This is a genomic window from Pseudomonas fluorescens (assembly GCF_005938625.1).
Classification (GTDB): domain Bacteria; phylum Pseudomonadota; class Gammaproteobacteria; order Pseudomonadales; family Pseudomonadaceae; genus Aquipseudomonas; species Aquipseudomonas fluorescens_BD.
Map to the genome: position 1 here is coordinate 13,862 of NZ_VCNJ01000094.1, position 18,937 is coordinate 32,798.

The window sequence follows — 18,937 nt, forward strand, 5'->3', positions numbered from 1 at the left end:
TGCCCTGTTGATTACTTCTTCTTTTTCGGGGCGATGACCATGATCAGTTGGCGTCCTTCCATCTTAGGATGCTGTTCGACCGAACCGTACTCGAGCAGGTCAGCTTCAACCCGCTTGAGGAGTTCCATCCCCAGCTCCTGGTGGGCCATCTCACGGCCGCGGAATCGCAAGGATACCTTGGCCCTGTCCCCATCACTCAGGAAACGTACCAGGTTGCGCAGTTTTACCTGGTAATCCCCTTCCTCCGTCCCTGGACGAAACTTGATTTCTTTTACCTGAATCTGCTTCTGGTTCTTCTTCGCCGCGGCAACCTGCTTCTTCTTTTCGAAGATCGATTTGCCGTAATCCATCACACGGCAAACCGGTGGGATTGCGTCTGCGGAGATTTCCACCAGATCAAGCTTTGCTTCTTCAGCAATACGAAGCGCTTCATCAATCGAGACGATGCCAATCTGCTCGCCATCAGCGCCAATTAACCGAACCTCGCGTGCCGAGATATTCTCGTTGATCGGGGCTTTCGGTGCAGCTCGTTTATCTTGTCTCATTTCACGCTTAATAATAATTACTCCGAATCTGGGCGACCACGCCGGGAAACCGCTTGCGCGAGAAACTCAGCGAACTGGGCGACGGGCATCGAGCCCAGGTCAGCACCTTCACGAGTACGCACAGCGACAGTCTGCATCTCGACTTCCTTATCTCCGATAACCAAAAGATAGGGAACCTTGAGCAAAGTATGCTCGCGGATTTTAAAGCCGATCTTTTCATTTCTCAAGTCGGACTTGGCACGAAATCCGCTTTCGTTGAGAGTTTTTTCAACTTCTGCAACAAAATCTGCCTGTTTATCAGTGATATTCATGATCACCGCCTGGGTTGGCGCGAGCCACGCAGGGAACGCACCTTCGTAGTGCTCGATCAGAATCCCGACGAAACGCTCGAAGGAACCGAGGATCGCACGGTGCAACATCACTGGGTGTTTGCGGCTGTTGTCTTCAGAGACGTATTCAGCGCCCAAACGGACAGGCAGGTTAAAATCGAGCTGCAGAGTACCACATTGCCAGACGCGGCCGAGGCAGTCTTTCAGCGAGAACTCGATCTTCGGACCGTAGAACGCACCTTCGCCCGGCTGCAGATCGTACGGCAGGCCCGCAGAATCAAGGGCTGCAGCCAATGCAGCTTCAGCGCGATCCCACAGCTCGTCGGAACCGACGCGTTTTTCCGGACGAGTGGACAGCTTCATCTCGACATCGGTAAAGCCGAAGTCGCGGTAAACGTCCATGGTCAGCTTGATGAATGCAGCGGATTCAGCCTGCATCTGCTCTTCAGTGCAGAAGATGTGGGCGTCGTCCTGAGTGAACGCACGCACGCGCATGATGCCGTGCAGCGCACCCGACGGCTCGTTACGGTGGCAGGCACCGAACTCGGCCAGACGCATCGGCAGCTCGCGGTAGCTCTTCAGGCCCTGGTTGAATACCTGCACGTGGCACGGGCAGTTCATCGGCTTGATGGCGTAGTCGCGGTTTTCCGACTGAGTGGTGAACATGTTGTCGGCATAGTTGGCCCAGTGCCCGGATTTCTCCCACAGGCTGCGGTCAACGACTTGAGGGGTTTTGATCTCAAGGTAGCCGTTGTCGCGCTGGATCTTGCGCATGTACTGTTCGAGCACCTGGTACAGAGTCCAGCCGTTCGGGTGCCAGAACACCATGCCCGGGGATTCTTCCTGGGTATGGAACAGGCCCAGACGCTTGCCGATCTTGCGGTGATCGCGCTTTTCAGCTTCTTCGATGCGCTGGATGTAAGCCGCCAGTTGCTTCTTGTCTGCCCAAGCGGTGCCGTAAACGCGCTGCAATTGCTCGTTCTTGGCGTCGCCGCGCCAGTAGGCGCCAGACAGCTTGGTCAGCTTGAAGGATTTCAGGAAGCGCGTGTTCGGCACGTGCGGACCGCGGCACATGTCGACGTATTCTTCGTGATAATACAGACCCATGGCCTGTTCGTTCGGCATGTCCTCGACCAGGCGCAGCTTGTAATCTTCGCCACGGGCCTTGAACACTTCGATCACTTCGGCGCGCGGAGTGACTTTCTTGATCACGTCGTAATCTTTTTCGATCAGCTGCTGCATGCGCTGTTCGATAGCGGCCATGTCGTCCGGAGTAAAAGGACGCTCGAAGGCGATGTCGTAATAGAAGCCTTCGTCGATGACCGGCCCGATGACCATTTTCGCAGTCGGGTACAGCTGCTTGACCGCGTGGCCAACCAGGTGAGCGCAAGAGTGGCGAATGATCTCCAGCCCCTCTTCATCCTTTGGCGTGATGATTTGCAGGGTCGCGTCGCTGCTGATGATGTCGCTGGCGTCGACCAGTTGCCCATTGACCTTGCCGGCCAGGGTGGCTTTGGCCAGACCGGCACCAATGGATGCGGCGACCTCGGCTACGGAAACCGGGTGATCGAATGAACGTTGACTGCCGTCGGGAAGAGTAATAGTTGGCATGGCGCCTCCTCTCCTAGTGGTGACCCCTACCAAAGGTCACGTGGGTTGGGATGAGCCAGTACAAGATCCGATCCAGGCCATTCAATGACGAACGCCTGCCTTACAGCGGCAGGAGCCTTGCGGCCAACCGGAAAACCGAACCAGAGTGACTGGGATTCAAATCGAAATATTCGCACGTTGACCGCTGCCGGGACTGAAGGTCATCCGGAGCCTGAGAACGCATGAGCCCGGCATCCTAGCACAGATGAGCGGTCACTTATGCCTCTGTTTGATCAGAAGGCAAATCGTCTGTTTTTATGCCAGAGTGCTGAACTTGATGGCCCCTTCAGCCCTCAGATAACAAGACATTGACCCACAAGGAGCATCCTCGCATGCGTCTGAATACCCTGTTCGCCGTCGTCGCCCCTATCGTTATGCTGCTGCCGCTGAGTGCCCACGCCGACTGGCCGAAGGGCGAGCGCGAGAAGTACATGGCCCAGTGCACCCAGGCGGCGACTCCGCAAATCGGCGCTGCTGCAGCCAAATCGCATTGCGCTTGTGGCGCTGATGCCATCAAGTCTTATCCTGCAGCCGACATTCAGGCGCTGATGGACAATAAGGCCACCCCTGAACTGCAACAGAAAGCGCTCGGTCAGATTGCCAAATGCAAGGCAAATACCCCGGCGAAAAAGTGAGAAAAAAAGCGTTCTGATTCGGCTCAGCGCCCCTGAAAAGGGCTGAATTTGAGCCTTTTCAGACGATTTATGCAGGTTTTACAGGTTTTTTTATTGTCTTTACGTTCCGCGCAAAGCCTTGTAAACCGGGGCTTTCAGCCGAAATCAGCAGTAAAGAAAACACGACTGATTGGCAAACAGCACGTCCGGGGGGCTACCAAAGCGAACATTTCGACTATGATACCCGGGTGTGCCCAGTTGGCCTGAGCAGCACAGTACTGAAAAATATATGTTTCTTGGAGATACACCATGTCTAATCGCCAAACCGGCACCGTTAAGTGGTTCAACGATGAAAAAGGCTTCGGCTTCATCACTCCTCAAGGTGGCGGTGACGACCTGTTCGTACACTTCAAAGCTATCGAATCCGACGGTTTCAAAAGCCTGAAAGAAGGCCAGACCGTCTCTTTCGTGGCTGAGAAAGGCCAAAAGGGTATGCAAGCTGCACAGGTTCGCCCAGAGTAATTTCTGCGCGCACTAAAAAAACCCCGTCCATGTGACGGGGTTTTTTATGCCTGCAACAAAAGCGTTGTGCAATCAGCCGCAGTTGACGCGAGTGACCACCAGGTTGTTGTCGGTGTTCAGATTCAAGCGGTCGGAGCGGTACTCGAGCGTGATCATGTCGTTCGGCTTGAGGAAACGGGCATTCTGCGCCCCTGCCTTGGCACGCGCCTGCTCCAGCAGTTCCGGCGAAGCTTTCTTACCGATGGCGAACTCCGCCGCCGTTGCTTCACAGCGGCTGTGACCGGCTTCGGTCGCCGCAGATTCCTTTGCCGACTCGCTGGAGGTCGTGCTGCAACCGGCCAACATGGCAGCGGCCATAAGTGCACCCAGTGTCGCGAACTTCAAAGGCATGAAGCCTCCTTGTTTTCAAAATGGTTAAGCTGAAATCGTGCGACCGCCATTCCGGCTTTTGGTTTCACAGCCAAGGCCATCACCCTGCCCCACGATCGGAAAAACGCCGAGTGTGCCTGAGGGGCATGCGTCACTTCATCAATCAATCGTGACTGAATATTAATGGCGCTCAGTAAACGTCGATGTAGTCATACGGTGGATTTGGCCAGTTGTCCTTCAGCGCATTGAAAATCTGCATCACCCACACCTCGTCACTGGCCGCGACATTGCCCACGTAGCCCGAGCCCTTGGCCCAGGTTTCCAGGCGAAACAGCAAGCCGTCGATATCCTGCCCACCGGTAACGCCGGAGGAAATGTAAGCGATACCACCTTTGGTCACGCGCAGTTGCGTGTGTTCGTCATCGCTGGCCGAAGCGAGCAACTGGCGCACTGCGTCGAGCGTGAGTCCGTCAGGAGTGTTCAAATCGATCTGCACAACACGATCCTTCGAAAGCCTTAAAAGACCAAGTGTCGCATAGCGCTCTGTTCATGCCTAAGTCGGAGTGCCAAACGCCCGACAAAATGGTTAACTCGAAACTCAGACTTTCCGACTTTTCGACTTTTCGAGCGCTCTCAATGACCACCATCAGCATCGACGCCGCCATTAATGCCAAATGGGCAGACGGACATAGCTCCTACAGCCCGGGAACCACCGAAGAGCTGGCGCTGATTGGTATCGATCTATTGGTCAAGGAGCTGGGCACGGAGGCGGCTCAGCAATTCATCAAGCAGATTTTCGAGCGCTACCCGACCGAACAGGACGAACACACTGAGAGGGTGTAAAAACCCGCAGGCTGGCACCTGCGGGCGAATGATTTACTTCAAGCGTTTCAGACGCTCGGTCAGCAAGTCAAAGAAGCCTTGCGCGTCGCCATTTTCAACCCAGAAAGCGTTTTTAGGCGCCTTCAGGCCATCGTACCAATCGACGATGGTCTGACCGAAAGTCGGGCCTTCACGGCTATCCACCACGACATTCACCGAACGACCGGTGAACAGTTCCGGCTTGAGCAGATAGGCCACAACGGTAGCGTCATGCACCGGGCCACCCGGAATACCGTAGTGTTCCATGTCGCCTTTGATGTACTCATTGAGGATGTCGCCGACAATCTTGCTCGCGTTGTTGTTCAGCGCCGCGATCTGCTTCAGGCGCGCATCACTGGTGAGAATCTTGTGGGTCACGTCCAGTGGCAGGTAGGTCAGTTTCACGCCGCTTTTCAGGACCACTTCGGCCGCTTGCGGGTCAGCGAACAGGTTGAATTCGGCCACCGGAGTGATATTGCCACCGTTGAAGTGCGCACCACCCATGATCACCACCTCCTTGATGCCCTGAACAATTTCAGGCTCCTGGATCAGCGCCAATGCCAGGTTGGTCTGCGGCCCGAGCATGGCGATCGTGATGCTGTGCGGCTTGGCTTTTTTCAGCGTTTCGATCAGGTAGTTGACGGCATTGCCTTCAGCCAGCCCCTTTTTCGGTTCGTGCACGGTGACACCCGACAGGCCTTCCTTGCCATGGATGTTCTCGGCGTAGATCGGCGTACGCATCAGCGGCTTAGGCGCACCAGCGTAAACCGGTATGTCTTCGCGCCCTGCCCACTCGCGAGCCAAGCGTGCATTACGCGAAGTCTTGTCGAGGCGCACATTGCCGGCCACGGTGGTCAGCGCGCGAATGTTGAGTTCGTCCGGCGAGGCCAGCGCGAACAGCAAAGCGACCACGTCATCGGCACCCGGGTCGGTGTCGATGATCAGGTCGATTTTTTCCGCCGCGTGAGCGCCGGTGGCAGAGATAACGGACAAAAGCAGCAGGCTCCGGAGCAGTTGGTGCAGTTTCTGAGCATAGCGTTGCATGGCGCATTCCTTGTGCTTGTGAAATCAAAAGTTAAAAGGTGACTCCAGCGACCAGCACGATATTGCAGTACGGCTGGCATTCGCCTGTACGAACAATCGCCCGCGCCTGTCGGCTGAGCACCTTGAATTGCTCATGACTGAGCAGATCGCGACGCCCCAAAACGCCCTCTTCATTCAACTCATCCAGCGCAATCAGCGCAGTCGGTTGCTTGTCGAAGATTTCTTTGGCTAACGCATGGCTTTCCACCTGCATCTCACTGAGCACGACCTTCAGGGTGCTGACGAAATCCGGGACGCCATGGGTCAGCGCCAGATCAATCAGCTCGACGCCCGGCGGCACTGGCAGCCCGGCATCACCAATAACCACCATGTCGCCATGGCCCAGTGACGCGATCAGCCGCGACAAGGCGACGTTGAGCAGAGGAGTCTTTTTCATGCGGGTTTAAAGGCCTGTACGTCGGATTGGGTTGGAATGGACGGCTGCGCGCCGGCACGAGTTACCGACAGCGCGGCGGCGATCTGCCCGTAGCGAATCGCTTCAGCCTCGGACTTGCCATTGGCTAGCGCCGCCGCAAAGCCACCGACAAAGGTGTCTCCGGCGGCGGTAGTGTCGACAGCCTTCACTTTCGGTGCCGGAAAATGCTCAAAGTTTTGGCCATTGGCGAACAGCGAACCTTGAGCGCCCAGGGTGATGATGACTTTGCCTGCCCCCATGGCAATCAGTTGGCTGGCCGCACGCCCTGCGGTTTCCAGCGAGTCCACCGGCAATCCGCTCAACGCGGTGGCTTCGCTCTCGTTGGGAATCAGATAATCGATCGCGGCAAACCAGTCTGCCGGCAGTGGACGACTGGCCGGTGCCGGATTGAGGATGACGGTTTTACCCAGTGCTCGCGCACGCTTGAGCGCATGCCCGACCGTGGCATCGGGAATTTCGAGCTGGCAGATGATCACGTCTGCGGCTTGCAGAACCGCATCGAAACGGTCGATCACTGCGGGGGTCATTGCGCCGTTGGCGCCGGCGACGATAACAATGGCGTTCTGACTGTTGTCATCGACCACAATCAGCGCCACGCCGCTGGAGTCATTGACTGTACTCACTGCCTGACAATCGATCTGCTCGGCCAACAAAGCGTTACGCAATTGCACGCCATAGTCGTCATCGCCAACGCAGCCGACCATTGCCACCTGTGCGCCCAAACGCGCTGCGGCCACCGCCTGATTGGCGCCCTTGCCACCGGAAACCGTGGCAAACGAATGACCGATCAGCGTTTCACCGCCTACGGGAAGCCGCGGCGCGCGAGTCACCAGATCCATGTTCAGGCTGCCTATTACCACTACATTTGCTGGCATACATCATTACTCGTCAATTCGGTTTCAGCGGTATTCGGTGAACACGCCGGACAACGGTGCGGTCGATTCGCGCAAGACAATACTCGGGGTCACGATCCGCTGATCAGTGCCGAGAGTCGGCGTAGCAATCCTTCGCAACAGCACTTCGGCGGCCATCTCGCCCAACTGCAGGATCGATTGCCCCACAGTGGTGAGTGCCGGATACACGTAACGACTCATTTGGATATCGTCGAAACCGATCACCGACAATTCGCTCGGCACGCGAACATTTCGCTCCGCCGCCGCGCGTAAAACACCGATACCGATCATGTCGTTTCCGGCGAAGATCGCGCTTGGCGGATTGCTCTCCAGCAAAATCGCTGCCGCGTTGTAGCCGCCGGTACTGGTGAAATCACTTTCCAGCATGCGCGCTTGTCGCACTTCAATGCCCGCTTCTTTCAGCGCCCGGCAATATCCGGCCTGACGCATCTGCGCCACACTGGTACTCGCCGGACCGCCAATGGTGGCAATGTCGCGGTGACCCAATTCCAGCAAGTGCCGGGTTGCGAGGTAAGCGCCGTATTCATGGTCGATGCGCACAAGATCGGCATCAACACCGTCAAGACCCCGGTCGACGATGACCATCGGCGTCTTTACCCCCGCCAGTCCCTGCGCCAGGCCGCTGTCACCGCCAGCGGAGGCGACGATCAAACCGTCGATGCGCTTCTCCAGCAATACGCGCAAATAGCTGCGCTGCTTGTCGGGATTATCGTCGGAGTTGCAGAGGATTACGCAGTAGCCGTTACGCTCGCAATAATCCTCGATGCCCCGCGCCAATTCCGCAAAGTACGGGTTGAGACTGTTCGGCACTAGCAGGCCGATGGTTGCAGTGGTCTTGGCCTTCAGCGAGCGCGCCACCGCGCTTGGCACATAGTCGAGGCTCTTGATCGCTGCCTCGACTTTCAACCGCACTTCCTGACTGACCGGCCGGGTGTTGTTCACCACATGTGACACCGTCGTGTAGGAAATCCCCGCGAGGGCTGCCACGTCCTTGATCGTTGCCATGTCTTAGCCCCGGCGACTGGCGCGTTGACTGCGATAAGTATCAAGCACCACCGCAATCACAATTACCGCACCGGTGATGATGCGTTTGGTCGGCTCGGTCGCGCCGATCTGCGCCAGACCCGCCGCCAGTACCGAGATGATCAATACGCCAAAGAACGTGCTGATCACCGAACCGCGTCCGCCCATCAGACTGGTGCCGCCAATCACCACCGCGGCGATCACTTGCAGCTCCAGACCGGAACCGGCGTTCGGGTCAGCGGCTTCCAGACGGGAAATCTGAAACAGCGCGGCGATACCGGCCAGCAGGCCCATCAGACTGAACACCAGAATCTTGTAGGGCTTCGGATTGATCCCGGCCAGACGCACCGCCTCTTCGTTGGTGCCGATGCCGATCAGGTAGCGACCGAACACGGTGCGGGTCAAAACGGCCTGGGCAATGATGATCACCAGCAAGGCAATGATGAACGACGGCGAGATACCGAATGCAACCGGGTTCGACAGCCAGGCGAACGAGTCACCGATATACGCGGTGCGCGATCCGGTCATCTGATACGCCAGACCCCGAGCCATCTCCAACACACCCAGGGAGACGATGAACGATGGAATCCGCCAGGCCACCGTAATCGAACCAGTGACTGTACCAGCCAGTGCCGCCACAGCCATGCCGAGCAACGCTGACGGCAACACACCCCAGCCCCAACCGAGAATGGCGACGCTGACCGTCGAAGCGGCCAATGCGAGCACCGAGCCCACCGAGAGGTCGATGCCGCCGATGATCAATACAAAGGTCATGCCGACTGCCAGCACCATCAGATCTGGAATCTGGTTGGCCAGCGTGCTGAAGGTGTTATAGGACAGAAAGTGGCTGCTCAAGACCGAGAACAGCGCAATCATCGCCAGCAAGGCACCGGCCAGGCCCAGATAAGTGCCCAGGCCATAGAAGTTGCCACCACGTTTGCCGGCAGGAGATGCAGTTTTCATGGGAGATCCCTAGGCGCTGCTTCATTGAGCAACGCATCACGTTTTTGGTAGCCGGCGAACGCGGCGGCAAGCAAGTCATCCTGGGTCCAGCTGTCGCGCTCGAAGGTGTCGATCAAGCGCCCCGCCGACAACACGCCGATCCGGTCGCAGATCAGCATCAGCTCACGCAGGTCACTGGACACCACCACCAGCGCTTTGCCTTGGCGCGTCAGCTCGCCGAGCAGGGCATAAATGTCGAACTTGGCACCGACGTCGATGCCACGGGTCGGTTCGTCGAACAGCAGCACCGAACAGTCACGCTCCAGCCAACGGCCGATCACGACCTTCTGCTGGTTGCCACCGGACAACTCTGAAACCAGTTGTGTCGGACTTGAACTGCGGATGCGCATGGCGTCGATCTGACGCTGCGCCAAAGCGATTTCGTCGCCGTTGTTGACTACACCGCCACTGGAAATTTCCGGCATGTTGCCGAGCGCGATGTTGGCGCTGATCGACTGACTGAGCAGCAGGCCTTCACCTTTGCGATCTTCAGTAATCAACGCGATGCCATTACGCACCGCATCGACCGGCGAGCGTACGCTGACCACTTTGGCTGGCGAGCCGAGGGCGATGGTGCCGCAGTCGGCGGCGTCTGCACCGAAGATCAGGCGCAGTAATTCCGTGCGCCCTGCCCCGATCAATCCGGAAATCCCGAAAATCTCGCCGGCACGCACTTCGAAGGAGACATCGCGAACTTTGTCGGAACGGGTCAGGCCTTTGATCGTCAGCGCCGGGGCACCGATCTTGCGCGGGCCCATGTCGATATGCTCGCCCAGTTCACGACCGACCATCAGCGTAACCAGTTGCTCGCTGTTGTAATTGGCCATCGGCTCGACACAGACCAGATTGCCATCACGCAGGACAGCGATGCGCTGCGCTACGCGGGCCAGCTCTTCGAGACGGTGGGAAATGTAGATGATCGAAACGCCGCGCGCCTGCAAGCGGGTGATCTGCTCAAAGAGCATTTCGACTTCACGCGCGGTAAGCATCGCAGTCGGCTCGTCGAGGATCAGCACATGGCAGTCGCCAATCAGGTTGCGGGCGATTTCAACCATTTGCTGGTGGCCGATGCCCAACTCGCCGACCAGCGTATCCGGATCAATTGCGTCGAGACCGACCTGCGCCATGGCTTCGATCGCGGCTTTGCGCAACTGCTTGCGACTGATCCAGCCACCATTGCTCGGCAGATTGTCGAGAAACAGGTTCTCCGCGACCGACAGGGTCGGCAACAGATTGAGTTCTTGCATGACCATGCGCACACCGAGGTCTTCAGCCTGGGTGCGACTGCCCGGTCGATAGTCCTTGCCGTGGAATTGCATCTGGCCGGTGGTCGGGGTGACCAGTCCGCCGATGATTTTCGACAGGGTGCTTTTGCCGGCGCCATTCTCGCCGGTCAGCGCCAGCACTTCACCGCGCATCAGCGTCAGATCGATGCCGCTGAGCACCGGCTGCGCATAGGTCTTACCGATACCGCTGACCGAGAGGACAGCGTTCGGGGCGGAAACTGACATAAAAACTCTCCATGCGCTCGCCCGGACGGACGAGCGCCGTTGTGTCGCCAGAAGACTTACTTGGTGACCAGCTCGACCGGTGTTTCGATCACGCCGTTGGCACCGCTGTCGACTTTCTCGCCCTTGATGATTTTCAGCGCGGTTTCGATGCCGAAAACAGCTTGCTTGGCAGCGAACTGGTCAGCCGTGGCCAACACCCGACCGTCCTTCAACATTGGCTTGATGGCATTGATGTTGTCATAACCAACCACTTGGACCTGACCGGCCTTGCCCGCGGCGCGCACAGCGGAGACAGCACCTACAGCCATGCTGTCGTTGCCGGCCAGCAATGCTTTGACGTCCGGGTATTCGCTAAGGATCGACGCAGCAACCTTGTTGCCCTTGTCGATTTCCCAATCACCGGATTGCAGGGAAACGATCTTGATCTGCGCAGCGTCCATCGCATCCTTGAAGCCAGCGGTGCGCTGCTGGGCATTGGTGGTGGTGGACACGCCTTCAATGATGCCGACTTCGTCACCGGCCTTGAGCTGCTTGGCCAGATATTCACCGACCAGACGCGCACCTTTGCGGTTGTCCGGGCCTACGAAGGGCACGCTGATGTTTTTGCTTTTGACGATGGCCGGATCGAGCTGGTTGTCGATGTTGATAACGGTGATGCCGGCATCGACGGCTTTCTTGATCACCGGCACCATGGCCTTGGAATCGGAAGGCGCGATCACCAGTGCATTGACCTTGGCCAGGATCATTTGCTCGACGATGCGGGTCTGGCCAGCAGTATCGGTTTCATCCTTGATGCCGTTGGAGATCAGGTCGAAATCGGCGGAGTGTTCTTTCTGGTAGGCCTTGGCGCCATCTTCCATGGTCAGGAAGAATTCGTTGGCCAGAGACTTCATGACCAGCGCGACTTTAGGTTTTTCGGCGGATTCGGCGAATGCCGAGGAGACAGGTAGTGCGGCGGCTGTGGCAGCCAGCATAGCGACAGCAAGAAGACGTCCAGCGAATGGCAGCTTCATGGGTTCACTCCGATCTTATGATTATTGTGAGCAACGTTTGCGCTGGCGTAAGCTACATCGCTCTCTTCCGGGCCATACAATGCCGGGAGAGCCGCGCAAACGTTTGCGTAGACCGAACTATGCGAATCCCGCCGACATTTGTCAACAATCAGAAATCGTCATTGGTTGTAGGGCGAATCGTCGGACTCGCCCCTTCGCTGCTTATGCCGTGGTGCTGACCAGATTACCGCTGGTGGAATTCTTCGTCATTTCCTTGACCAGTGCACCGGCCACTTCTGCCATCGCAGCGCTGGTTTGCGCGATTTGCCCCTGAATGGACATCACCGCTTGCGATTTCGCCTCAGGCGTCGGATAGGTCTTGGCTTGTGCGGCCGCCAGTTGTTGTTGCTGCTCCTGAAGTTGCTTCTGCAGTTCCTGCATTCGCTTGAGCAACATCTTGACCGTGACACTCAGGTTGTCGCCGCTTTCAGCCTTGCTGTCTTCTGGCGCGGCAGCACCACCGGTCCTGACCTGATTGTTCGATTCTTTCTCACTGCCCAGCGCCTCGGTGGAAGCCTCCGCTCCCGCCTCGCTCAATGCATTGATAGTCGCTGCGGTTTTGCCGCCGATGGTGACTGCCGCAGGATTAGATAAACCGACCGTCAGTGACATGTGAACTCCCTAGATTCTGTTTCCTTGAACAACCATCGGCCCCCGCGAAGGTTTCTTTAGCACAAAAGCAGAAACCGGCCACTCGAATCACTCGACAAAAGCAGTAGTCCTTTTCGGAGAGCCGAACGCGAAAGCGTCCGTTGTTCGGAAACCCGGATAAACAACTCTCCCCGCGATTCGCCACCTCATAAAATCTTGATGTAAATCATCAGGTTAAACATTTCTCTGACGCAAAGTACGGCTGGTACAGATCCTGCTCCCTTCACAGCACTCCGGGCATCCAGATCGGCTTGGGGTGCATCTAGATGAACCTGCATCAGCACCGTCTCACTACTAGAGAGAAAAATAATGAAATCTGCTTTCAACACTTTGGTTCCGGGCGCTTTGGCCCTCCTCCTGCTCCTGCCCAGCGCCCTTCAGGCAAAAGAAGTCGAAACCCAGACCAAGCTCGCTAACGTCGTAGTACTTGCCACCGGCGGCACCATCGCCGGTGCTGGCGCGAGCGCCGCCAACAGCGCCACCTACCAGGCTGCGAAAGTGGGTATCGAGCAACTGATTGCCGGCATTCCCGAGCTGAACAAACTGGCCAATGTGCGTGGCGAACAAGTCATGCAGATCGCTTCGGAAAGCATCACCAACGAAAACCTGCTGCAACTGGGTCGTCGTGTCGCCGAACTGGCCGACAGCAAAGACGTCGACGGCATCGTCATCACCCACGGCACCGACACCCTGGAAGAAACAGCCTACTTCCTCAACCTGGTGGAAAAAACCGACAAACCGATCATCGTCGTCGGGTCGATGCGCCCAGGTACTGCCATGTCCGCCGATGGCATGCTCAACCTGTACAACGCAGTGGCCGTGGCCAGCAGCAAAGAAGCACACGGCAAAGGCGTACTGGTGACCATGAACGATGAAATCCAGTCCGGTCGCGACGTCAGCAAAATGATCAACATCAAGACCGAGGCGTTCAAAAGTGCCTGGGGTCCACTGGGCATGGTGGTAGAAGGCAAATCCTACTGGTTCCGCTTGCCAGCCAAGCGTCACACCATGGATTCGGAATTCGACATCAAAAACATCAAGAGCCTTCCCGATGTAGAAATCGCTTATTCCTACGGCAACGTTAGCGATACTGCCTACAAGGCTCTCGCCCAATCCGGTGCCAAGGCCATCATCCATGCCGGTACCGGTAATGGCTCGGTCTCCTCCCGCGTGGTTCCAGCCCTGCAAGCGCTGCGCAAGGATGGTGTGCAAATCATTCGTTCGTCCCACGTCAACGCTGGCGGCTTCGTTCTGCGTAACGCCGAACAGCCGGACGACAAGTACGACTGGGTTGTTGCTCACGACCTGAACCCGCAGAAAGCCCGCATCCTGGCGATGGTCGCCCTGACCAAAACCAACGACAGCAAAGAGCTGCAACGGATGTTCTGGGAATACTGATTCGCCTTCGCCCGATCAACTCTCGATCGCGCACCCTGCGCACTACTCGCCCAATGGGCGGGTGGTGCATCGCTTACAACGCTCTCGCACTTTTCCCACAAAAAATTCGACACGGCCTACACCAAAATCGGAAAACCGCTGTCAGAGGATTTTCTTGAATTTTAAGCAGTTGCGAAAATGCTTACAGTTAAATACTGTATGCACGTACAGCTTAATAAGGATAACCTCGTGGCCACCTCCCCTGATGCTCCTGACGCTTACGAACGCATGGGCATGCGCGTTCAGAAAATCATCAATTCCCCTACTGCCCAAAAAGCCAAAGCCGCACTGATCTTCCGTCTGCCGGACGAGCCGATGGACGAGTGGGAACGCTTGCTTGAGGAAATCGACGAGAACGACAACGTCACCCTCGCCTATCGCGACGACGGTGGTGTGCAGATTTTTTGGGTTGTGCCGAAGGAAGATTGATTCAATGAGTGTCCGCTGTTTTGCTTTGCTGCTTTTGTTCATCGCCATGGGTGCCCAGGCTGGCGCACCCCGCACCTTTACCGAAGCCAAGAAGGTCGCCTGGAAGCTGTATGCGCCGCAGTCCACAGAGTTTTATTGCGGGTGCAAGTACACCGGCAACAAGGTTGACCTGAAGGCTTGCGGCTACGTACCGCGCAAGAATGCCAAGCGTGCGTCACGCATTGAATGGGAACACATCGTGCCGGCCTGGCAGTTCGGCCATCAGCGTCAGTGCTGGCAGGAAGGTGGACGTAAAAACTGCACGCGTTACGACCCCAGCTATCAGAAAGCTGAAGCCGACTTGCACAACCTGGTGCCGAGTATTGGCGAGGTCAACGGAGACCGCAGCAACTTCAGCTACGGCTGGCTGCCGGTGCAATCCGGGCAGTATGGCTCGTGCCTGACTCAGGTCGACTTCAAGGCAAAGAAGGTCATGCCGCGTCCGTCGATTCGCGGCATGATCGCCCGGACTTACTTCTACATGAGCAAGCAATACGGCTTGCGTCTGTCGAAACAGGATCGGCAATTGTACGAGGCGTGGGACAAGACTTACCCGGTGCAGGACTGGGAGCGTCAGCGCAATCAGAGCGTGGCGTGCGTGATGGGACGCGGCAATGAATTTGTCGGCCCGGTGAATATGAAAGCCTGCGGTTGATTGCAGCCCGAAAAAAGGCCTCGAACGCTATGTTCGAGGCCTTTTTATTGGTGCTTAGTTGGCGGACTTGTTGTGTCGCCAGTAGCCCATCAAGTTAAGTGACTCACGAGGTATGCCACACTCTTTGATCAGGTATCTGCGCAAACTCATCACCGCCGCCGACTCTCCGGCAATCCAGCCGTAAAAACCTTCAGTGGCGGTATCGGCGATTTCCCAGAGAATGTCCTTTTCTATGTCGACGTCAGCCAATTCAATCGCTTGACCCGCTGAATATGCATGGATGGGTAGAGTCGCCGCCCTCACCGCTTCCACCATCAGCGCTCCCGCGATTGTTTCGCTCGCAGGATCCCGGATCAACCAACGTACCGACAACCCTGGCCAGTCAGGAACGTCGAGCATGTCCTGAGCACTGTCCACTTCAAAAAATGCCTGAACTTGTGGTGGCTCGGCGAGCATCGCCAACTCATCAAGAATGCCCATGGCTGCTGGCAGCGCCGTCGCATCTGCAACGAGCAAAAGTTGCTTGAGTGCCTGTGGCGGCTTCCATTCAAAACCGCCGGCCTCCTTCGCCGAGAAATGGCGATCGGGCGCAAGGATCTGCATCGAATCACCTGGCTGTGAATGCAGCGCCCAACGCGACGCCGGCCCGGTCTCACCGTGCAGAACAAAATCAATATCGACTTCGCCTTGCTCTGCGCGTAGATGCCGAATGGTGTAGGTGCGCATGGCGGGACGTCGGTCTGCCAGCATCGCGCGAAATCGGGCGTACCAACCCTCCTCTTGAGAGAGCTTCGCGTGCGAGCCATTGACCGCAGGAAAAAACAGCTTCACCCGCTGATCCGGCGCCCAGGTCGCCATTTCGCGGACTGGAGGACCGACGAGCGTGATCCGCATCATGTGCGGGCTCAACTGAGTTTTTCGATGCAAGGTCACATCGAACAATTTGTAAGGATTGGCGGAGGCCATGGGGAACTCCCTCAGGAAATCATCAGCGACTTCAATAGGAACGAGTCGCGCTAGATAGCCTTTAGGAAATTCCGCCGACCGGAACGTTTACGGCGTGAGCGGATGCTCGACCAACACCGATTCAACGTTTTGTTTCTTGGCCTTCACCAGCGCTGCATCCACTTGGACTTTGCGAGCTTCCGCTTCAGCCTGGGAGTTGAACGGTCCAATCAGAATTCGCGTTTTGCCGCTGCTGTCCTTGATCACCGTAGGTACAAAGGCGTGCTCGATCAACCAGCCACTCAGGTCGCTGACAGCCTGTGGCGTTTCACCGCGCACTTCGAGATCCCATTGTGGTGCAGCGGCCGCCGCCGGCGCAGTCACTGCAACCGATTGTGGTTTTGGTGCATCTGCATTCTTGCCTTCACCACAGCCTGCCAATACCAGTGCCGCGACTACCCAAACCAATTTGCGCACAACGCTTTCCTCGAAATTCTCAAAGCCGCGATCTTATCATTCATAAATACTTCGCGAGCCCCGCAAAATGGGCACAAAACAACGAGATTGATGCCTGCAGCCTCTGTATAGTTACGCCCTGGGAATTAATGCCGCATCTGCGCGTCAGAAAGAGGCACCCAAACCGTGAGACTTCGCACTAATCTATACGTACCACCGACCTCTGCACTGTCTGAATCAGGTGCCCTACAAAGCAATCAAGGAGAAGACCATGCTGATACTCACCCGCAAAGTCGGTGAAAGCATAAACATCGGTGATGACATCACTATCACCATTCTGGGCGTAAGCGGCCAACAGGTTCGCATTGGTATCAACGCTCCGAAAAACGTTGCCGTGCACCGTGAAGAGATTTACCAGCGCATTCAGGCTGGCCTGACCGCCCCGGACAAGCCACAAACTCCCTGAGCCAAATCGCAGTCAGTAGCCAGTCCGTTTTACCTCGTGGAATGACTGGCTAGAGATTCACGCGCCGTTTTGCATCCGCTCCCCATCTTCGGGCACGGCGCCTGACACGAGAACCTTGCTTTAACTTCACACCTTGTCACCCGATACTACCTGCCATCCCCTGGACTGGCTGTCGGACATTTCCGATAGAGCGCAGAGAATTTGCCTTCCTAACCAAATGTCACGCCGCGCGCCATGCCTGTGGCCGCGATCACCATCAGCACCAGCAACAATGCCTCGACATGACAGAATCGTGCGTAATGCTTCGCACGCCCGACATCGAGCGCCTTACCCCGTCCTTTTGCAATACGCCATTTGACCAAGGTAATCATCGGTGCGAGTTCAATAAGCAGAATCAGCACGAACAGCGTGATTTTCAAATGGAACAGTGGCTGATGAAGATAATAGTCAGCACCCTTTTCATAGCCGCCAAAGGCACGTATTACGCCGGTGACCAGCAGGACCAGTGCAGAAATCCCCCAAATATTGTCAGCCAGCAAAACTCGCCCGGGCTCTCCCGTCCCGGCTGCCAGACGACTGAACGCCGCCCCACGCGTCAGCACCGCCCAGAAGCCGATGGCAAAAGCGAGTAGATGAATAGCTGCAAGAGACCAGTGGACCAGCATCGATACACCCCCATCAGAAGAGTTGAAAATCGGCCAGTCAGTAGTAGTAGAAAAAGTGGAGATTTGCCTGCGAGGCAGTCGCCGGGCACTTGGGGAAGTCGTGAAGGATAATTCGAAGCGGCAAAAGCCAAATCACAGGCAAAAAAAATCCCAAGCAGCTGATGGAAGCTTGGGATTTAAAAATGCATAAACCGTGGTGGTGAACGCGGGACGAATGTTACTTAATCCCACGAACAGTAACAACGTTTTTTTGATAACCGGCTGGTTAGTAACACTCGTAACCTGTTCAATATCCACACTTTTTCAAAGGGCGCTCGCGACGAACGGCGATTCCTCAATCGCCCGACGGAAAAATTTGCAATGTGAATCAGCAAGGACCGCAAACAATGAACTACGACTCCCAGTGGATCAGCATCCCGCGCTATAACGTTCTCAACGATAAATCCACAAAGAACATCCCTCACAAGCATCCTGTGAGTTTTTCTACCCTCATAGGCTTGCTGTGTTGTGCAAGTGCGAGTGCAGCCGAGATTCCCATAACAGAGGGAATGTCGTTTCAAAGCGCCAGGAAAGCCCTTTTGCATGATGGCTGGAAGCCGAACCCGACCTACCCAGGGGAATTCGGCGTAGAAAACATCATGAGGAGAAACGGCTTCGTAGAAATTGAATCCTGCACCATGGGAATTCAACACTGCAGTTTCAACTACACCAAAAACAGAACCTGTCTTGGCGTAGGAACCGTGGGCGAAGATGTAAAAACCATGAAGGTCTACTCATGGAATTTCAAATGTCCGGAGATCGATTAATCGCTGCCACCTACGCCGCGATCGCAGTGTTCAGTTCATCCTTGAGCAGGACTTCAGCGAAGGCGCGAGAAGCTACCTCGATGCCCTGAACAGTCGGACGCTGTAACTAGCTCATCTGTACAGGCTCGTAGCGGATCGGACCGAAGACGCCGGCGATTTTGACCGAAGAGTTCTTCAGCTCGGTCAGGTCGGTGATCGGCGCGGCACCGTTGGCGGCGTAGCGATCAACGCGGCACTGGGCAGCGGCCAAGGTCGGGAAAAACGACTATCGGAGAAAGTCGCCGGTGAAACCTTCCGCCGAGATGTTGATCGCGCCATTGCTGGCGGTGTTGAACACATCAATCGTCTGAGAAGTGAAGAAAGTGCACCCACTTTGGGTGGCACGAGAAATCCGCATGTGAATAATGGGTAGGGCAAATTAATAACCGAGAGCCATCAAATGCCCCCAATTGCCGACACAATTATCTACATGCTTGC

At 56.4% G+C, this 18,937-nt stretch carries 23 protein-coding genes and 1 pseudogene; 8 read left to right on the plus strand and 16 right to left on the minus strand.

Going from position 1 to position 18,937, the window contains the following annotated elements:
• Positions 1-11 precede the first annotated feature (11 nt).
• Both infC and thrS read right to left on the minus strand, forming a co-directional pair.
• Positions 12-563, minus strand: a complete 552-nt coding sequence (gene infC / locus FGA82_RS30340) for a translation initiation factor IF-3 (protein ID WP_171057393.1) — start codon at positions 561-563, stop codon at positions 12-14.
• The gene (gene thrS / locus FGA82_RS30345; protein WP_007913488.1) at positions 563-2,485 is read right to left on the minus strand and encodes a threonine--tRNA ligase; all 1,923 of its coding nucleotides are present in this window, start codon (positions 2,483-2,485) and stop codon (positions 563-565) included. The genes infC and thrS overlap by 1 nt, the downstream gene beginning before the upstream one ends.
• A gap of 371 nt (positions 2,486-2,856) precedes the next feature.
• Between thrS and FGA82_RS30350 the strand changes: the two genes are divergently transcribed.
• Both FGA82_RS30350 and FGA82_RS30355 read left to right on the plus strand, forming a co-directional pair.
• Entirely contained in the window at positions 2,857-3,159 is a 303-nt protein-coding gene (locus FGA82_RS30350; protein WP_093432157.1) for a hypothetical protein, read from the plus strand.
• A 288-nt stretch (positions 3,160-3,447) separates the two neighbouring features.
• Positions 3,448-3,660 (plus strand): cold-shock protein, encoded by a 213-nt coding sequence (locus FGA82_RS30355; protein WP_003179963.1) that lies wholly within the window; start codon positions 3,448-3,450, stop codon positions 3,658-3,660.
• A gap of 72 nt (positions 3,661-3,732) precedes the next feature.
• Here FGA82_RS30355 and FGA82_RS30360 read toward each other — a convergent pair whose 3' ends face one another.
• Together FGA82_RS30360 and FGA82_RS30365 are read right to left on the minus strand one after the other, a co-directional pair.
• Entirely contained in the window at positions 3,733-4,050 is a 318-nt protein-coding gene (locus FGA82_RS30360) for an I78 family peptidase inhibitor (RefSeq protein WP_141129943.1), read from the minus strand.
• A 169-nt stretch (positions 4,051-4,219) separates the two neighbouring features.
• Positions 4,220-4,525 (minus strand): hypothetical protein, encoded by a 306-nt coding sequence (locus tag FGA82_RS30365; RefSeq protein WP_007913485.1) that lies wholly within the window; start codon positions 4,523-4,525, stop codon positions 4,220-4,222.
• Positions 4,526-4,665: 140 nt separating this feature from the next.
• Between FGA82_RS30365 and FGA82_RS30370 the strand changes: the two genes are divergently transcribed.
• Complete coding sequence (locus FGA82_RS30370; protein ID WP_141129944.1) at positions 4,666-4,872, plus strand: hypothetical protein; 207 nt, start codon at positions 4,666-4,668, stop codon at positions 4,870-4,872.
• Positions 4,873-4,905: 33 nt separating this feature from the next.
• Here the strand turns inward: FGA82_RS30370 and FGA82_RS30375 are convergent, their stop codons facing one another.
• From FGA82_RS30375 to FGA82_RS30410, 8 genes are all read right to left on the minus strand, one after another.
• Complete coding sequence (locus tag FGA82_RS30375) at positions 4,906-5,934, minus strand: nucleoside hydrolase (RefSeq protein ID WP_141129946.1); 1,029 nt, start codon at positions 5,932-5,934, stop codon at positions 4,906-4,908.
• A gap of 31 nt (positions 5,935-5,965) precedes the next feature.
• Positions 5,966-6,370 carry a D-ribose pyranase gene (gene rbsD / locus FGA82_RS30380; RefSeq protein ID WP_141129947.1) on the minus strand — a complete coding sequence of 135 codons (405 nt, stop codon included), beginning with the start codon at positions 6,368-6,370 and terminating at the stop codon, positions 5,966-5,968.
• The gene (rbsK, locus tag FGA82_RS30385; RefSeq protein WP_141129949.1) at positions 6,367-7,284 is read right to left on the minus strand and encodes a ribokinase; all 918 of its coding nucleotides are present in this window, start codon (positions 7,282-7,284) and stop codon (positions 6,367-6,369) included. Before rbsK ends, rbsD begins: the two co-directional genes overlap by 4 nt.
• A gap of 24 nt (positions 7,285-7,308) precedes the next feature.
• On the minus strand, positions 7,309-8,328 hold the full coding sequence (locus FGA82_RS30390) for a LacI family DNA-binding transcriptional regulator (RefSeq protein ID WP_141129950.1): 1,020 nt from the start codon (positions 8,326-8,328) through the stop codon (positions 7,309-7,311).
• A gap of 3 nt (positions 8,329-8,331) precedes the next feature.
• A complete protein-coding gene (locus tag FGA82_RS30395; RefSeq protein ID WP_141129952.1) occupies positions 8,332-9,309 on the minus strand; it encodes an ABC transporter permease in 978 nt (325 codons plus the stop codon).
• Entirely contained in the window at positions 9,306-10,859 is a 1,554-nt protein-coding gene (locus FGA82_RS30400) for a sugar ABC transporter ATP-binding protein (protein ID WP_141129954.1), read from the minus strand. The genes FGA82_RS30395 and FGA82_RS30400 overlap by 4 nt, the downstream gene beginning before the upstream one ends.
• A gap of 56 nt (positions 10,860-10,915) precedes the next feature.
• Positions 10,916-11,872 (minus strand): sugar ABC transporter substrate-binding protein, encoded by a 957-nt coding sequence (locus FGA82_RS30405; protein WP_016984936.1) that lies wholly within the window; start codon positions 11,870-11,872, stop codon positions 10,916-10,918.
• Positions 11,873-12,073: 201 nt separating this feature from the next.
• Positions 12,074-12,523 carry a hypothetical protein gene (locus FGA82_RS30410; protein ID WP_141129956.1) on the minus strand — a complete coding sequence of 150 codons (450 nt, stop codon included), beginning with the start codon at positions 12,521-12,523 and terminating at the stop codon, positions 12,074-12,076.
• Between the two features lie 348 nt (positions 12,524-12,871).
• Between FGA82_RS30410 and FGA82_RS30415 the strand changes: the two genes are divergently transcribed.
• The 3 genes from FGA82_RS30415 (at position 12,872) to FGA82_RS30425 (ending at position 15,122) form a co-directional block, all read left to right on the plus strand.
• Entirely contained in the window at positions 12,872-13,960 is a 1,089-nt protein-coding gene (locus tag FGA82_RS30415) for an asparaginase (protein ID WP_141129958.1), read from the plus strand.
• Positions 13,961-14,158: 198 nt separating this feature from the next.
• The gene (locus tag FGA82_RS30420) at positions 14,159-14,428 is read left to right on the plus strand and encodes a DUF1654 domain-containing protein (protein WP_166219800.1); all 270 of its coding nucleotides are present in this window, start codon (positions 14,159-14,161) and stop codon (positions 14,426-14,428) included.
• A 4-nt stretch (positions 14,429-14,432) separates the two neighbouring features.
• Positions 14,433-15,122, plus strand: coding sequence for an endonuclease (locus tag FGA82_RS30425; RefSeq protein WP_034152754.1), 690 nt, complete (start codon positions 14,433-14,435; stop codon positions 15,120-15,122).
• A 54-nt stretch (positions 15,123-15,176) separates the two neighbouring features.
• Here FGA82_RS30425 and FGA82_RS30430 read toward each other — a convergent pair whose 3' ends face one another.
• Together FGA82_RS30430 and FGA82_RS30435 are read right to left on the minus strand one after the other, a co-directional pair.
• Positions 15,177-16,088 carry a siderophore-interacting protein gene (locus tag FGA82_RS30430; protein WP_141129960.1) on the minus strand — a complete coding sequence of 304 codons (912 nt, stop codon included), beginning with the start codon at positions 16,086-16,088 and terminating at the stop codon, positions 15,177-15,179.
• Positions 16,089-16,175: 87 nt separating this feature from the next.
• Positions 16,176-16,544, minus strand: coding sequence for an SPOR domain-containing protein (locus FGA82_RS30435; RefSeq protein WP_141129961.1), 369 nt, complete (start codon positions 16,542-16,544; stop codon positions 16,176-16,178).
• Between the two features lie 250 nt (positions 16,545-16,794).
• Here FGA82_RS30435 and csrA point away from each other — a divergent pair, with 250 nt between their 5' ends.
• Positions 16,795-16,989, plus strand: a complete 195-nt coding sequence (gene csrA, locus FGA82_RS30440) for a carbon storage regulator CsrA (protein ID WP_003179932.1) — start codon at positions 16,795-16,797, stop codon at positions 16,987-16,989.
• A gap of 209 nt (positions 16,990-17,198) precedes the next feature.
• On the opposite strand, the gene FGA82_RS30445 is transcribed toward csrA, so the two are convergent.
• Positions 17,199-17,654, minus strand: a complete 456-nt coding sequence (locus FGA82_RS30445) for a DUF2214 family protein (RefSeq protein ID WP_141129962.1) — start codon at positions 17,652-17,654, stop codon at positions 17,199-17,201.
• A 386-nt stretch (positions 17,655-18,040) separates the two neighbouring features.
• On the opposite strand from FGA82_RS30445, the gene FGA82_RS32650 reads away from it, so the two are divergent.
• Positions 18,041-18,460, plus strand: a complete 420-nt coding sequence (locus tag FGA82_RS32650) for a hypothetical protein (protein ID WP_249384305.1) — start codon at positions 18,041-18,043, stop codon at positions 18,458-18,460.
• A gap of 13 nt (positions 18,461-18,473) precedes the next feature.
• Here the strand turns inward: FGA82_RS32650 and FGA82_RS30455 are convergent.
• Positions 18,474-18,857, minus strand: a pseudogene (locus FGA82_RS30455) (major capsid protein); the annotation flags it as partial.
• Between the last annotated feature and the right edge of the window lie 80 nt (positions 18,858-18,937).

Bases quoted from the DNA above. Each gene is read 5' to 3' on its own strand.
- thrS (WP_007913488.1), bottom strand. From the start codon at position 2,485: ATGCCAACTATTACTCTTCCCGACGGCAGTCAACGTTCATTCGATCAC.
- FGA82_RS30350 (WP_093432157.1), top strand. From the start codon at position 2,857: ATGCGTCTGAATACCCTGTTCGCCGTCGTCGCCCCTATCGTTATGCTG.
- FGA82_RS30355 (WP_003179963.1), top strand. From the start codon at position 3,448: ATGTCTAATCGCCAAACCGGCACCGTTAAGTGGTTCAACGATGAAAAA.
- FGA82_RS30360 (WP_141129943.1), bottom strand. From the start codon at position 4,050: ATGCCTTTGAAGTTCGCGACACTGGGTGCACTTATGGCCGCTGCCATG.
- FGA82_RS30370 (WP_141129944.1), top strand. From the start codon at position 4,666: ATGACCACCATCAGCATCGACGCCGCCATTAATGCCAAATGGGCAGAC.
- FGA82_RS30375 (WP_141129946.1), bottom strand. From the start codon at position 5,934: ATGCAACGCTATGCTCAGAAACTGCACCAACTGCTCCGGAGCCTGCTG.
- rbsD (WP_141129947.1), bottom strand. From the start codon at position 6,370: ATGAAAAAGACTCCTCTGCTCAACGTCGCCTTGTCGCGGCTGATCGCG.
- rbsK (WP_141129949.1), bottom strand. From the start codon at position 7,284: ATGCCAGCAAATGTAGTGGTAATAGGCAGCCTGAACATGGATCTGGTG.
- FGA82_RS30390 (WP_141129950.1), bottom strand. From the start codon at position 8,328: ATGGCAACGATCAAGGACGTGGCAGCCCTCGCGGGGATTTCCTACACG.
- FGA82_RS30395 (WP_141129952.1), bottom strand. From the start codon at position 9,309: ATGAAAACTGCATCTCCTGCCGGCAAACGTGGTGGCAACTTCTATGGC.
- FGA82_RS30400 (WP_141129954.1), bottom strand. From the start codon at position 10,859: ATGTCAGTTTCCGCCCCGAACGCTGTCCTCTCGGTCAGCGGTATCGGT.
- FGA82_RS30405 (WP_016984936.1), bottom strand. From the start codon at position 11,872: ATGAAGCTGCCATTCGCTGGACGTCTTCTTGCTGTCGCTATGCTGGCT.
- FGA82_RS30410 (WP_141129956.1), bottom strand. From the start codon at position 12,523: ATGTCACTGACGGTCGGTTTATCTAATCCTGCGGCAGTCACCATCGGC.
- FGA82_RS30415 (WP_141129958.1), top strand. From the start codon at position 12,872: ATGAAATCTGCTTTCAACACTTTGGTTCCGGGCGCTTTGGCCCTCCTC.
- FGA82_RS30420 (WP_166219800.1), top strand. From the start codon at position 14,159: ATGCACGTACAGCTTAATAAGGATAACCTCGTGGCCACCTCCCCTGAT.
- FGA82_RS30425 (WP_034152754.1), top strand. From the start codon at position 14,433: ATGAGTGTCCGCTGTTTTGCTTTGCTGCTTTTGTTCATCGCCATGGGT.
- FGA82_RS30430 (WP_141129960.1), bottom strand. From the start codon at position 16,088: ATGGCCTCCGCCAATCCTTACAAATTGTTCGATGTGACCTTGCATCGA.
- csrA (WP_003179932.1), top strand. From the start codon at position 16,795: ATGCTGATACTCACCCGCAAAGTCGGTGAAAGCATAAACATCGGTGAT.
- FGA82_RS30445 (WP_141129962.1), bottom strand. From the start codon at position 17,654: ATGCTGGTCCACTGGTCTCTTGCAGCTATTCATCTACTCGCTTTTGCC.
- FGA82_RS32650 (WP_249384305.1), top strand. From the start codon at position 18,041: ATGAACTACGACTCCCAGTGGATCAGCATCCCGCGCTATAACGTTCTC.